Origin of the sequence: Cellulomonas chengniuliangii (assembly GCF_024508335.1) — a bacterium.
Taxonomy (GTDB): Bacteria; Actinomycetota; Actinomycetes; order Actinomycetales; family Cellulomonadaceae; genus Cellulomonas_A; species Cellulomonas_A chengniuliangii.
In genome coordinates this window covers 539,229-552,823 of sequence record NZ_CP101988.1, presented here as the reverse complement: position 1 = coordinate 552,823, position 13,595 = coordinate 539,229, and the positions used below count along the sequence as shown (strand labels likewise).

Here is a 13,595-nt window from a genome sequence, read left to right as displayed (position 1 = left end):
GGCCCGCGACGCACGGGTCCGCGACGCCGCAGCGCGGTACGGTGCACAGATGCTCGCCGCGTACGCCGCCCGGACCGACCCCGACGACCCGCTGAGCGCTCTGGAGATCGGCGAGCGACCCGCGCCGGCCGAGCGCGAGCACTGGACCACGGTGGACGTCCGCGCGGCGAGCCTGAACCATCACGACCTGTGGTCCCTGCGGGGGGTCGGGCTGCGTGGAGACCGGCTGCCGATGATCTTGGGCACCGACGCCGCCGGGGTCGCCCCGGACGGGCGGGAGGTAGTGGTGCACTCCGTCATCGGCGGCGCCAGCGGCCACGGCGTCGGCCCGGACGAGCCACGGAGCCTGCTCTCCGAGCGGTATCCCGGCACGCTCGCCGAGCAGGTCTCCGTGCCCACGTGGAACCTCGTCGACAAGCCGGCAGGCTTGTCCTTCGTCGAGGCCGCGTGCGTGCCCACCGCCTGGCTCACCGCCTACCGGATGCTGTTCACAAGTGGGCGCGCGACCCCCGGCCAGCGGGTGCTCGTGCAGGGCGCGGGAGGCGGGGTGGCCACCGCCGCGGTGCTGCTCGGCGCCGCGTCGGGCCTGGAGGTGTGGGTCACCAGCCGGGACGAGGGCCGCCGCGCCCGCGCCCTCGAGCTCGGGGCCGCCGGGGCCCTGGCCCCCGGGGAGCGGCTCCCCGCCAAGGCGGACCTGGTGCTGGAGACGGTGGGCGCCGCGACCTGGGCGCACTCCATCAGCGCGCTGCGCCCCGGGGGCACGGTGGTCGTCGCGGGCGCCACGTCCGGTGACCCCGACGCGGCCCAGCTCCAGCGCATCTTCTTCCTCGAGCTCTCCGTGGTCGGGGTCACGATGGGCTCCCGTGAGGACCTCGTGCACCTGCTGGCCCTGCTTGACAGGACAGGCCTGCGCCCACTGGTCGACGCGACCTACCCGCTCGCCCGGGCCGACGCGGGGCTGCGGCGGCTCGCCGACGGCGCGCAGTTCGGCAAGGTCGTGCTCGAGGTCTGAGCCGCCGCCACCACGGAGGCATGAGGAGAGGGAGGGACGAGTGGCCGGTCGTTGGCAGCCCGATGTGCTCGGGCCCGACTTTCGCGCCCGGACGCTCGAGCTCGCGCCCGACGACGAGGGCGAGGTGGTCGCCACGCTCGTGCGGTACGCCCCGCCCAGCCCGGAGGCGCTCCGCCCCTCCCGTGCCGTGCTGTACCTGCACGGCTGGTCTGACTACTTCTTCCAGACCGAGCTGGCCGAGTTCTGGCACCGGCAGGGCGCCGCCTTCTACGCGCTGGACCTGCGGAAGTACGGCCGCAGCCTGCGCGAGCACCAGACGCCCGGGTACGTCGACGACCTGCGGACCTACGACGAGGAGATCGACGCCGCCATCGCGCAGATACGGCGCGACCTGGGCCCGCGGTCACGCCTGCTGCTGATGGGCCACTCCACGGGCGGGCTCGTCTCCGTGCTGTGGGCCAACCGGCGCCCGGGCGAGGCCGACGCCCTCGTGCTGAACAGCCCGTGGCTCGAGCTGCAGGGCTCGGCGGTGCTCCGCCACGTGAGCACCCCGGCGATCCACCAGCTCGCCCGGTTCAGCCCTCGCGCGGCGCTGCCGAACATCGACCCCGGGTACTACGCGCGCACGCTGCGCGCGGTCGACGGCGGCGAGTGGGAGTACGACCCGCGGTGGCGGCCCGTGCCGGCTTTCCCGGTCCGCGCCGGCTGGCTCCGCGCCATCTTGGACGGCCACGCGCAGGTGGCACGAGGGCTCGACATCCAGGCGCCGATCCTCATGGCCGCCTCCAGCCGCTCCTCGATCAGCCCGCGATGGAGCGAGGCGATGCGCCAGTCTGACTCGGTGCTCGACGTCGAGCTGCTCGCACGCCGTGCAGTGCAGCTGGGCCCCATCGTGACGATCGCGCGGATCCCCGGTGGGCTGCACGACCTGACGCTCTCCAGGCCGCCCGTGCGCGCCCAGTTCTACGCCGAGACCAGCCGCTGGCTCGCCGCGTACGGCTGGGGCTGACGCGCCACTCCGCTGTCAGGCGCCGGTGGCCTCGAGCAGGGTGGGGCCGCCGTCGCCGAGCCGCCAGGCCCGCCACCCGTCGACCGTCCCCTCGGCGTCGGCGGCAGTGGCCGCGGCCTCGTCCGGGTCGGAGACCAGCTGCCCGTCGGGCAGCTCGATCACGCCGTCGACGCGGAGGGTGGCCACCAGCCGCTGCCCCCGACGGGCGCGGACCCACACGAGCGCCGTGGCGGCGCCCTGCTCCCCTGCGAGCGCGGCCAGCGCGGGGTGCGGCCGGGGCGTCGGCTGGGAGGGGACGCCGGTCCAGGGCGTCAGGTCCGCGGGCGGGGGGACCGCCGACACCCGGCGCGCGGCGGGCTGCGGACCGGTCGGCGGGACGAACGGCGCGCGGGTCCCCGAGGGCCTCTCGGGAGCAGGCCACTGGCCGTGGCCCGGCGTGGGGGATGTGGCGGGCCGGGCGGTGCTCGACGAGGCGGCCTCGGGGGTCACCGCGGCCCAATCGGGCGCCACCCGGTGCATGCCGGTCGACGCCAGGTCGGGCCACTCCGCGGCCCCGGGGTTGCGACGGCTCGGTCCCGTCCAGCGCGCGTCCTCCTCGGGCGGAGCCGCCGCAGGGGCGCCGGTGGCCGCCGTCGCCGGCTCCCAGCGGTCGACCGAGGGGCGGGTGCGGCCCAGCTCCTCGTCGAAGTCCTCGACCGCCCCGGCGGGCAGCACGATCGTCTCGTCGACGCGGGCGCTGGCCGGGGTCGGGCGGGCTGGCGACGGGAAGACGCTCCCCGCGCGACGCCCAGGCTCGTTCCGGGGGGACTGGGGGCCGTGCTGCGCAGGCAGCGGCGCCGGCGTGGGCAGCGGCGCCGGCGTGGGCGGGAGGTCCGAGGTCGTAGCGGACTCAGACGCGGGAGCGGTCGCCGCCGGGAGGTCGCGGGCCGGAGCGGCGACAGGCTCCGCGGAGCTCACCGAGACCGGTGACGCCGGCGGTGCGGTGACGGGCGGGGGCACGATGGCCTGGGCCGCGGTGTGGGCGTGCCTGCTCGTGAGGTCGAGCACTGGGTCTGCTGCCCGCGTGGGAGCGGGCTCGACGGCCCGACGGGCCGTGGAGCCATCGTGCGACCACGGGGAGACCTCGACGAACCGGCGCCCGTCGGCGCCCTGCACCACCCCGGTCTGCAGCACCTGCACGTCCCCGGTCGACCGCAGGAACGCCACGGCGTCGCCGATCTCGGCGTCCACCTCGGCGCACAGCACCACCAGCCGGACGGCGCCGTCCGTCGCTCCGCCGCGCATCGGCACGCGCTCCCGGAATGCCGCGAGGTCGGCGTCGAACGCGCTGCGCCCGCCGTCGTACGCTCGCAGCAGCTCTCCGCGGGTGCGGGTCGCGGCGGTCCCCGCGTGGTTCAGCGCCCGGACCAGCGCCGGGCCGTCGAGCACAGGAGCGGTCTCGACGACGACAGGGCGGCCCGCCGCGTCCAGGGCCAGCAGCTGCGCCCCCTCGGGCGCGGTGCGGGTGGTCACGAGGAACAGCTCTTCACCGAGCAGTGCGGTCAGGTGCTCGGTCACCAGTGCCGACGCGTCGGGCGCGAAGGTGCCGGCAGCGGGCTGCATCGGCTGGACGAGGAGGGGGCGGCCCTCGTCGAGCTCGAAGATCGGCATCTGCTCCTGCTTCCTTGGCGCGGCGGGCTCGAGCCTGCGGGCGTCTCACGCTGGTCTGCCAGGAGCCCGGCCGATGAGAGTCTGGCATGTCTGGGCATCCCCGCCGGGCGATCATCGCCCGCATGGCCGAACCTGCACAGGACGTCCACTGGACGTCCGTCCAGGGTAGACCGAGTTGTCCACTCCACCCAGGAACGGCCGCCCGGCGAGCCCGTCAGCGCTCTGTCGCGGGCAGGTGCGCGGCCAGCAGCTCGGCCAGGTGGACCCCGTGGACGTCGGCGAGGTGGTCGGCCTGGGTGCGGCATGAGAAGCCGTCAGCGAGGAACACGTCCTGCGGCCCGGCCTCCCGCAGCGCCGGCAGCAACTCGTGCTCGGCCACGGCGACCGAGACGTCGTAGTGGCCCTTCTCCATGCCGAAGTTCCCGGCCAGGCCGCAACAGCCCGCGAGCGTCCGGAAGGTGGCCCCGGCCTCGCTGAGCAGCGTGCGGTCCGCCGTGTAGGTCATCACCGAGTGGTGGTGGCAGTGCGGCTGCACCACGGCGGTGACGTCGGACAGGTCGGGCAGCGTCCAGCCGGACTCCGGGTCCGGCCCGATGGGCGCCGGGGCCATCAGCAGCTCGGCGAGGGTGTGCGTCTGCCGGGAGACCGCGACCGCGCGCGGGTCGTCGGGCAGCAAGTCCAGCAGGTCGGAGCGGAGCACCGCCGTGCAGGACGGCTCGAGGCCGACGATCGGGATGCCGTTCACGGCGTAGGGGCCCAGCACGCCGAGCAGCTCCGTGAGCTTCTTGCGGGCCGCGGGGAGCTGGCCCGTGGTGATCCAGGTGAGCCCGCAGCAGGCCTCCGCCTCGGGCACCAGCACGTCGTACCCGGCGGCCCGCAGCACCCGGACGGCAGCCTGCGGCACCGACGGGGACAGCGAGTCGCTGAACGAGTCGGTCCACAGCAGCACCTTCGGACGGGGTGATCCGCCCGCCGTCTGGCCGCCTGCCACAGCGCCGGCCCGGCGCTGCTCGCGGCGCCACCACGTGCGGAACGGGGTCGGGGCGAACGTGACCATGCGGCGGCGGGTGTCCATGCCGCCGGCCCCGAGCACCACCTTGGCCAACGGGCGCCAGCGCAGCGCCCCATTGGCGACCTGGGCCAGGCCGGGCACGCTCGTCACCAGGCGGATCCAGCGCGGAAGCCAGCCCAGCAGGTAGTGCGTCACGGGCCGCACCCGGCGGCGGTACTTGCGGAACAGCACCTCCGACTTGTACTGCGCCATGTCGACCCCGGCAGGGCAGTCGGACGAGCAGGCCTTGCAGCTCAGGCACAGGTCGAGGGACTGCTCGACCTCGGGCGCGGACCAGCCGCGCGTGATGAGCGTGCCGTTCGCCAGCTCCTGGAGCACGCGGGCCCGGCCCCGCGTGGAGTCCTTCTCATCGCGGGTGGCCAGGTACGACGGGCACATGAAGCCGCCCGACGCGCTGGTGTCGGCACGGCACTTGCCGACACCGACGCAACGGTGGACGGCGGTGGTCAGGTCGCCGGCGTCGTGCTCGAACGCGAAGCCGCCGTCCCGTCCGACCAGGGCCGGCAGGGGGCGCGCGGCGGGCCGGCGCAGGTCGGCGTCGAGCGGTCGCGGGCGCACCAGCACACCCGGGTTGAGCAGGTCCCGCGGGTCGAGCAGGGACTTCATGGCGCCGAACGCCTCGATCGCGCGCGCCGAGTACATGACCGGCAGCAGCTCGCTGCGGGCACGGCCGTCGCCGTGCTCCCCGGACAGCGAGCCGCCGTGCGCGGCCACCAGATGCGCGGCGTCGGTCATGAAGGCGCGCAGCGGGTCGCCCGAGCGCTCGAGCGGCACGTCGAGCCGCAGGTGCACGCAGCCGTCGCCGAAGTGGCCGTACGCGAGGCCGTCCACCCCGTGCGACGCCATCAGCGCCTCGAGCTCGCGCAGGTACGCGCCGAGCCGCGCGGGCGGCACCGCGGAGTCCTCGAAGCCGGGCCACGCCTGCTCCCCGGCGGGCGTGCGGCCGCCCAGGCCGGCGCCGTCCTCCCGGATGCGCCACATCGCGGCGGCCTCCGGCCCTGGCGGGTACACCTGCACCGCGTCGGTGGCGGCGTCGGCCGCGAGCGCCCGGGCGTTGTCCAGCGCCTCGTCGAGGGTGGGGCCGCCGACCTCGACCATGAGCCAGCCGCCGCCGGAGGGCAGATGCGGCACCGCGCTGGCGCCGCGGACCCGGCGGACCACATCGACGAGCCGCGCGTCCATGCCCTCGATGGCCAGCGGCTGGTGCTCGAGCAGCGCGGGAACTGCGTCCGCGGCAGTGGGCATGTCCGGGTACCCCAGGACGACGAGCACGGGCGCGGCCGGGACCGGCACCAGGTTGACCGTGGCCCCGACGATCGTCACGAGGGTGCCCTCGCTGCCGACGAGCGCCTTGGCCAGGTCCGCGCCGCGCTCGGGCAGCAGGTGCTCCAGGGAGTACCCGGAGACCTGGCGGCCGAACCGCCCGAGCTCGGTGCGCAGGGTCTCGAGCTCACGTCGCACCAGCTCGTCGAGGCCTGGGACGGGGTCGAGCCCTTTGCCCGCGGTGAACCGGCGGCCCAGGCCGTCGACCACGTCGAGGGCGACCACGTTGTCGGCGGTGCGGCCGTAGGCGACGGCCCGCGGGCCGCACGCGTTGTTGCCGATCATCCCGCCGAGGGTCGCGCGAGCCTGGGTGGACGGGTCGGGCCCGAACCGGAGGCCGAACGGCGCCGCCTGCCTCTGCAGCTCCGTCATGATCACGCCCGGCTCGATGCGCGCCGTGCGGGCCTCCGGGTCGATCTCGAGGACCCGGTTCACGGACCGCGAGAAGTCGATGACGATCCCCGGGCCCACGGCGTTCCCGGCGACGGACGTGCCGCCGCCGCGCGCGGTCAGGGGCGCCCCCGCCTCACGGGCCACGTCCAGCGTGGCGAGCACATCGTCGACGTCGCGCGGGAACACCACGACCTGCGGCGGCACGCGGTAGTTCGACGCGTCGGTCGAGTACTCGGCGCGGCGGCGGGTGGAGTCGTCCACCGGCCCTCGCACGACCGCGCGCAACGCGTGCACGAGGTCGGCGGCAGGCTGGTGCTCACGGGGTGCGGGAGTGGTGACGGTCGACACAAACGGCAGTCTCCCACCGCCGGATGAGGGGGTGTCCGGGACGCCGCCCCTCGGACGGCGCCGGGGTCGCCAGGGCGCGAGGTTCACCCGGCTGAGTGATCGTGCCGGATGCCCCGCATGCCGATGTACGAGCCATGACGACGAGGGCTCGCCACGCGCGTGATCGCCGCTCGACCCTCGTCCCGTCCCCCCGCACCGCCGCGGGGCGTGCGGCCCCCGACGCCCGCCCCGCGGTTCGCCCGCTGGACCCGGCCGACCTGCACTGGATGCAGGAGTGCCGCCGCCACCTGCACGGGCCCGACACCGACCTCGACGACCTGGACCAGCTCAGCGCGGTGTTCGACAGGTACGCCGCGGCGTGGCACGCGACCGAGCCGGCGCTGCGATGGGACCCGCGGCCCACCACCACGGCGGCGGGGATCGCCGTCGGCGACCTGGTGGTCCGCCGGGCCCCGGGCGCCCACTGGGTCGCTGTGGCCGGCACCCGCGACCTGGCGCTCGCCCATCCGGACACCACCGCGCTCGAGCTGCCGCTCCAGGCCGTGCTGGGGGCATGGGTGTCTGGGCGGCCGGGCGCGCTCCCCGAGCTGGTGGACGAGCTCGTCGAGCGCACCGCGCGGCGTGCGACGGCCGCGCACGAGCCGGCACTGCTGTCCGGCGCGCTGCGCCTGCTGACCCTGCGCCGCTGACCTCGGCTCAACCGGCCAGCCGCGCCCCCTCAGGCGCGCGGCAGCGTCGCCATCGGGCACCCGGCGCAGCCGATGGGCAGACGCGGGGCCTCGCCGTCCCGCGTGGCGCCAGCGGCCGGGCAGCCGCCGGAGCACCCGAGCACGTCGTGGGCCTTGTGCACCACGCCGAGCCTCGCCCAGTGGTCGACCATCGCCTCCGCGAGGCCCGGGTCGATGCCCAGGCGCCGCGCGATGCCCTCGCTCGTGGCGCCCGTGCGAGCCTCGCGCAGCACGTCCGCGAGCACGCTCACAGCAGCCTCCCCACCTGGAACACCGCCACGGCGAGCACCCACGCGACGGCGAGCTGGACCACCATCGCCCCGATCGTCCACCGCCCTCCGAACAGCCGCTTCTGCTCGGCGAGCGTCGCCACGCACGGGGTGTACGCGAGCACGAACACCATGAACGCCGCCGCGGCCGCCGCGGCGTGCCCGCCCGACGTCTCCTCGAACGTCGCCCGCATCTGCGCGCCCAGGTCCCCGGCCTGGCTGGGGTCGGAGGGCTCGTCGACGGCGTAGGTCTGGGCGAACGACCCGACCACGACCTCCTTGGCGACGAACCCGGTGACCAGGGCCGCGGCAGAGTGCCACTCGCCGAACCCGGCGGGCGCCAGCGCCGGCGCGATGGCCTGCGCTGCGCTGCCGTACAGGCTGTCCTGCACGGGCACGTCGGCGACGGCGTGCCCGCCCGTCACCGGCAGGGCCAGCAGCACCCACACCACCGCGAGGGTCGCCACGATGACCCTGCCGGCCTTGGTCACGAACGCCCGGGTGCGCAGCCACGCCGAGAGCAGCAGCGCGCGCACCCGCGGGCGCTGGTACGCGGGCAGCACGAGCACGAACGGCTCCTGCTCCAGGTCGCGGAACGCCGTGCGGCGCAGCGCGAGCCCGCCCAGCACGATCAGCGCCACCGAGGCGACGTACATCAAGAACACCGCGGTTCCGGCGTGGCCGGGGAAGAAGATGCTGGCCAGCAGCAGGTAGACGGTGAGCCGGGCGGTGCACGACGCGTACGGCACCAGCAGCCCGGTGAGCAGCCGCTGGCGCGCGTGCGGCAGGGTGCGCGTGGCCGCGAGCGCCGGCAGGTTGCACCCGAACCCGACCACCAGGGGCAGCACCGCGCGGCCGTCGAGCCCCAGGGAACGCATCGCGCGGTCGGCCACGAAGGCGGCCCGGGCCAGGTAGCCGCAGTCCTCGAGCAGCGCGATCGCCAGGAACATGACGGCCATCAGCGGCGCGAACGACAGCACGGTGCCGACGCCCTGCAGCAGGCCGTCCACCACGAAGCCCTCGAGCCACGCCGGGCCGGGGATCAGCACCCGCGCGAGGTCGGTCACCGGGCCGGACACGAAGGCGCTGACGGCGTCCATCAGCGGCGCGGCGAGGGAGGTCGCGAGCTGGAACAGCAGCCAGGCCACGGCGAGGAAGACCGGCACCCCCACCCAGGGCCGCAGCAGCACGCCGTCGACCCGGTCCGAGGCGGTGCGGGCGCGCGGCTCCGGGGTGGCGAGCTGCTGGGTGACCTCGTCGACCCAGCCGAAGAGGGTCTCCGCCTGCGCCAGCCCGGCGGCGAGATCGGCCCCGTCCGCGTCGGCCGCGTCGGCCACCGCCTCGATGCCCACGACCGAGCCCGGGCCTGCACTGAGCGCGGCCTCGACCGTGCGGGCCAGCTCGGGGATCCCGGCGCCGGTGCGCGGGTCCACGGCCACGACCGGGACGCCGAGCACCTCGGCCAGGCGGTCCGCGTCGACCGGGATGCCCCGGGACGCCGCCACGTCCGCCATGGTGAGGGCGACGACCAGCGGGCAGCCGGTCTGCGCCACCTGCGCCAAGAGGTACAGAGAGCGCGCCAGGCCGGCGGCCTCGACCAGGACGACGGCGAGGTCGGCGCGGCCCAACCGGCTCGACCCGGCCACCGCGTCCGCGGTGACCCGCTCGTCGGGCGAGCGCGCCAGCAGGCTGTAGGTGCCAGGCAGGTCGATCAGCCGCACGGGATCGGCGCCCCCGGCCTGGCGCCAGACGCCGACCTGGAGCTCCACCGTGGTGCCCGGGGCGTTGGTGACCTGCTGGCGAGCGCCGGTCAGGGAGTTGAACAGGGTGGACTTCCCCACGTTCGGGTTGCCGACCAGCAGCACGGTGGCGGGATCCCGCAGGTCCGCGCGGCCACCGCCGCGACGTGCGTCGTCCGGCCCTGGCAGGCCTCCGGGGCCCGGGGCGTGGCAGCTCACAGCCGGGGGCTCTGGTGCGCGCCGCGCACGGGCTCGATGGCGATGCGCGTGGCCGTCTGGCCGTCGACGGCGAACCGCTGGGCGCCGATGGCCACCACCCGGCCGCCGAAGGCGGCACGCTGGGTGACCCGCACGACGGCCCCGACCCGCAGCCCCAGCTCGCTCATGCGCAGGCGCATGGACTGCTCGGCGTCGAGCGCGACCACGCGCGCGTGCGCGTCCACCGGGCACTGTGCGAGGTTCATGCGAACCACGCTAGAACTGAGGCGAGCCTTTCCTTAGGGACGGAAGTCCCCATCTCGGCGGCCGCTGGCCGGGCCGCAGCGCAGCCCGGCCAGCGATCGGCGGAGGGCGCTCAGGAAAGCGCGGCGTCCAGGGTGATCGCGGTGCCGGCCAGGGCCTTCGACACCGGGCAGGTCGTCGAGGCCAGCTCGGCGGCGGCGATGAACGCGTCGTTGTCCAGGCCGTCGACCGTCCCCCGGACCGTGAGCTTGATCTCCGCGATGCGGAACCCGCCCTCGGGGTCGGGGCGCAGCGTGGCGTCAGCGGTCACGTCGAAGGACTGCGGCGTGCCGCCCGCCTCGGCGACGACCGCCGAGAGCTGCATCGCGAAGCACGAGGAGTGCGCCGCCGCGATGAGCTCCTCCGGGCTGGTGACCCCGCCCGCGTCCTCGGCGGCCCGGCGGGGGAAGGAGACGTCGAAGGTGCCGACGCCCGAGCTGACGAGGTCCACCGTGCCGGAGCCGTCGTTGAGCGAGCCCTTCCAGGCGGTGCGAGCTGTACGGGTGGCCATGGGGCGTCTCCTCGGATCGGGATGGAATGACTACCCCGGACACGCTAGGTCGAAATGGCCGCTGCGGCGACGCCAGACCCCGGACACGACGACGGGCCCCGCGGGAGGTCGTCCCGCGGGGCCCGTCATGTGCGAGGGCGCTCAGCCTGCTGTCAGCGGCCGAACTCCCAGTGCCACGGCTCCGGCTTGCTGCCGCCCGGCTCGGCCCAGCCGGGGTGGACCCAGCCGAACCGTCCGGCGTTCGCCTTCATCCACTGGTACTGGGGGGAGCTGAAGCTCTGGATGCCACCACCCAGGTCCAGGGCCTTGGCCCAACCGTGGTTGGACGTGCCAGGGGTCGCGGCGAGCCGTCCGAGCTGCGCCTTGGTGCGCACCTGGGCGTCGTAGGACCGGTAGGAGTCCGTGATGCTCAGGTCGACGCCGAACGCGTGCCGGAACTCGATGTTCATCGACTCGACCGCGGCCGCGGCGTCGCACCGCAGCCGGGCGCCGGGGGCGAAGGAGAGCTCGCACAGCGACGCCTCGGAGAACTGCCCGTTGCCGCCACCGGGGTTGCCCTCGGTCACGGCCCGGTGAGTGGCATGGTCAGCCGCGGCCCGGGACGCGTCGTCCTTGGCCTGCCGCGCCGCGGCCTCGGCCTCGGCCTTCGCGGCCGCCTCGGCGGCGGCCTGGGCCGCAGCCTGCTCGGCGGCGGCCTGCTCAGCGGCCGCCTGCTCGGCGGCGGCACGCTCGGCCACAGCCTTCGCCGCCGCGGCGATCTGCTCCTCGGTGGGCTCCGGCACGGCCGGGGGCTGGGCGAGCACCGCGGTGCTCGCGCTGCCGACACCCGCCGCCGCGCTGACCTTCTCAGTCAGGTCGGTGACCTGGTCGAGCGCTTCATGCAGGTCCGCAGCAACGTCTGAGGCCTGGGTATTGGCCGACGTCGTCAGGACATCGGTCAGCGCGGTGCCCGCGGACCGGTCGGTGACCAGCGGGCCGATGGTGGTCGGCTCGACGGAGGGCGCCTTGAGCGAGGTCGCCGCTGTCGTGGCGGCAAGATCACCCACAGGCTCGCCGGCGGCCTGGTCGACCGTCGACTGCGCCTTGGCGGCCACCACCTGCATGAACGGGGTCTGCTGGTCCGCAACAGGGGGCTGCGGCCCAGACGGCTGATCGGCCGCTTCGTCCGTGGCCTCGTCCGCGGGTTGCGCGGCAGCGGCTCGGAGCTCGATCTCGAGCTCTGACGGCTCGGACACCAGGCCGTGCGACGTGAGGACGTCGTCGAGCTGCGCCGTGGCCGCGTCGAGGTCGTCGGTGGGGATGTTGGCGGCCTTCGCCGCCTCGCGCACGGCGTCAGCCGCTGCAGTGGCCTCGGCGGCCACCTCGGCGACACCCGCGAGGCGCTGCTGGTGCTCGATCGCAGAGACAGGCTTGACAGCCAACTCGGGCGCCGCGACCGCGGCGCCGCCGCCGCCCAGGACGAGGCCCGCGACGAGCACGCCCTGCGCCAGGGGGCGGGCGCGCAGCGTGCGGGTGATGTGGTGCATGCGCACCATCTCGACCAGGCGGCCCGTGTGGTGCGCGACGAGGTCGAGGTTCTCGCGTATGACGGCGACTGCCTGGCTCGTGCGCACCGCGTCAGCTGCGGGGCTGGCGAGCAGTGCCCGAACCTGGGCTGTCGACCACGCGATGATTCTGAGGTACTCGGCTCGGAGCGTCTGGACGACGCTGGAACGGTGAAGGACAGAGAGCAGGGTGGCCAGGCCGAGAAGCTGGGCCATGCTGTGCGGCCGAAGGGCCTGGAGCACCCGAGCGATTGGAGTCGTCATCTTCATCGTCAGGGTGGGTATGTACAGGGTGATGCGCCGCATCGCCCGATCCACACGACCTCCGCAAGGCCGACGGCGAGCTATGGCGCGCTTTCTGTTACTCACCCGTAACACAATAGGGACTCGGACGCCCGTCCAGAAGCCCTGAGGCTGAGACATCTGTCACGTTCGCGCGTCAGATAGCGCTGACGCCGCTTGAGCCCGTTCGCCGGCGGCTAGGCTCGCACCCGTGACGCCCCCGGACACGGCCGCCTCCCCCGATTCCCACATACCCGCTGGCGGGCTGGACGACCTGTACGACATCGCTCGACTGGCCGCCCGTCTCAACGTCGAGAATGCGACCATCCGCGTGTGGCTCTCCCGCAAGGTCCCATGGCTGCCGCCGCCCGACGGCCGCCTCAACGGCGGCGCCGTCTGGCGCGCCTCGACGCTCGAGCACATCGAGGAGCGCCGTGCCCCTGGCCGCCCCGGACGCAAGCCCCGCGGCGTCATGGTGCACGTGCCGACGCCGCCGCACGGCGTGCGGCTCCCGCAGATCGCGCCGCCCTCGGAGTGATGCCTACGCTGAGGCGATGACCGGGTCCGCCATCCCGGACGCCGTCGCCGAGGCCATGTCGACAGTCGAGCGTCGCGCGTTCCTGCCGCCGGCCCAGCGCGCCCATGCGGGCGAGGACCGCCCGCTGCCGCTGGCGCACGGCCAGACGAACTCCCAGCCCAGCACGGTGGCGGCGATGCTGCGCCTGCTCGACGTCCCGCGCGGCGCGCACGTGCTCGACATCGGCTCGGGCTCCGGCTGGACCACGGCCCTCCTCGCGCACCTCGTGGGCCCGCAGGGCCGGGTGCTCGGCCTGGAGATCGTGCCGGACCTGGCGGAGTGGGGCGCCCAGAATCTCGCGGCCTGGCCGCTGCCGTGGGCGCGCATCGACCAGGCAGAGCCCGGAGTCCTCGGACGCCCGGTCGATCAGGGCTGGGCCCGGATCCTGGTGTCCGCGTCTGGCCAGGAGCTCCCAGACGCCCTGGTCGCGCAACTCGCCGACGCTGGACGCATGGTCCTGCCCGTGCGCTCCACCATGTGGCTGGTCGAGCGGCACGGCGACCGGGTAGACCGCAGCCAGCAGGGCTCGTACGCGTTCGTCCCGCTGCGCTGAGCGCCCGGGCGGCAATCCAACCGCTTCGACAGGTCCGGACGCGGTCCGGACGTACTCGTCGGTAACGGATATTTCTCAGATACG

At 75.0% G+C, this 13,595-nt stretch carries 12 protein-coding genes; 5 read left to right on the top strand and 7 right to left on the bottom strand.

Features of this window, described 5'->3' with window-relative positions; translation table 11 throughout:
* The first annotated feature begins 49 nt into the window (after positions 1-49).
* Both NP064_RS02620 and NP064_RS02615 read left to right on the top strand, forming a co-directional pair.
* Positions 50-1,012 carry a zinc-binding dehydrogenase gene (locus tag NP064_RS02620; RefSeq protein WP_227568066.1) on the top strand — a complete coding sequence of 321 codons (963 nt, stop codon included), beginning with the start codon at positions 50-52 and terminating at the stop codon, positions 1,010-1,012.
* A 40-nt stretch (positions 1,013-1,052) separates the two neighbouring features.
* Positions 1,053-2,021, top strand: coding sequence for an alpha/beta hydrolase (locus NP064_RS02615; protein WP_227568067.1), 969 nt, complete (start codon positions 1,053-1,055; stop codon positions 2,019-2,021).
* Between the two features lie 15 nt (positions 2,022-2,036).
* Here the strand turns inward: NP064_RS02615 and NP064_RS02610 are convergent, their stop codons facing one another.
* Positions 2,037-3,671, bottom strand: coding sequence for a restriction system modified-DNA reader domain-containing protein (locus NP064_RS02610; protein WP_227568068.1), 1,635 nt, complete (start codon positions 3,669-3,671; stop codon positions 2,037-2,039).
* A 214-nt stretch (positions 3,672-3,885) separates the two neighbouring features.
* A complete protein-coding gene (locus tag NP064_RS02605; RefSeq protein ID WP_227568069.1) occupies positions 3,886-6,807 on the bottom strand; it encodes an FAD-binding and (Fe-S)-binding domain-containing protein in 2,922 nt (973 codons plus the stop codon).
* A 134-nt stretch (positions 6,808-6,941) separates the two neighbouring features.
* Here NP064_RS02605 and NP064_RS02600 point away from each other — a divergent pair, with 134 nt between their 5' ends.
* Positions 6,942-7,496, top strand: a complete 555-nt coding sequence (locus NP064_RS02600) for a hypothetical protein (RefSeq protein WP_227568070.1) — start codon at positions 6,942-6,944, stop codon at positions 7,494-7,496.
* A 29-nt stretch (positions 7,497-7,525) separates the two neighbouring features.
* Here the strand turns inward: NP064_RS02600 and NP064_RS02595 are convergent, their stop codons facing one another.
* The 5 genes from NP064_RS02595 to NP064_RS02575 all read right to left on the bottom strand — a co-directional run bounded on the left by NP064_RS02595 (position 7,526) and on the right by NP064_RS02575 (position 12,405).
* Positions 7,526-7,786 (bottom strand): FeoC-like transcriptional regulator, encoded by a 261-nt coding sequence (locus tag NP064_RS02595; RefSeq protein WP_227568071.1) that lies wholly within the window; start codon positions 7,784-7,786, stop codon positions 7,526-7,528.
* Positions 7,783-9,762, bottom strand: coding sequence for a ferrous iron transporter B (feoB, locus tag NP064_RS02590; RefSeq protein ID WP_227568072.1), 1,980 nt, complete (start codon positions 9,760-9,762; stop codon positions 7,783-7,785). The genes NP064_RS02595 and feoB overlap by 4 nt, the downstream gene beginning before the upstream one ends.
* Positions 9,759-10,007, bottom strand: a complete 249-nt coding sequence (locus NP064_RS02585; RefSeq protein ID WP_227568073.1) for a FeoA family protein — start codon at positions 10,005-10,007, stop codon at positions 9,759-9,761. The genes feoB and NP064_RS02585 overlap by 4 nt, the downstream gene beginning before the upstream one ends.
* 110 nt (positions 10,008-10,117) lie before the next feature.
* Entirely contained in the window at positions 10,118-10,555 is a 438-nt protein-coding gene (locus NP064_RS02580) for an OsmC family peroxiredoxin (RefSeq protein WP_227568074.1), read from the bottom strand.
* Between the two features lie 152 nt (positions 10,556-10,707).
* On the bottom strand, positions 10,708-12,405 hold the full coding sequence (locus tag NP064_RS02575) for a M15 family metallopeptidase (protein WP_227568075.1): 1,698 nt from the start codon (positions 12,403-12,405) through the stop codon (positions 10,708-10,710).
* 187 nt (positions 12,406-12,592) lie between these two features.
* Here NP064_RS02575 and NP064_RS02570 point away from each other — a divergent pair, with 187 nt between their 5' ends.
* Positions 12,593-12,919 carry a hypothetical protein gene (locus tag NP064_RS02570; RefSeq protein ID WP_227568076.1) on the top strand — a complete coding sequence of 109 codons (327 nt, stop codon included), beginning with the start codon at positions 12,593-12,595 and terminating at the stop codon, positions 12,917-12,919.
* A gap of 16 nt (positions 12,920-12,935) precedes the next feature.
* Positions 12,936-13,511 (top strand): protein-L-isoaspartate O-methyltransferase family protein, encoded by a 576-nt coding sequence (locus NP064_RS02565; protein WP_227568077.1) that lies wholly within the window; start codon positions 12,936-12,938, stop codon positions 13,509-13,511.
* Positions 13,512-13,595: the final 84 nt, after the last annotated feature.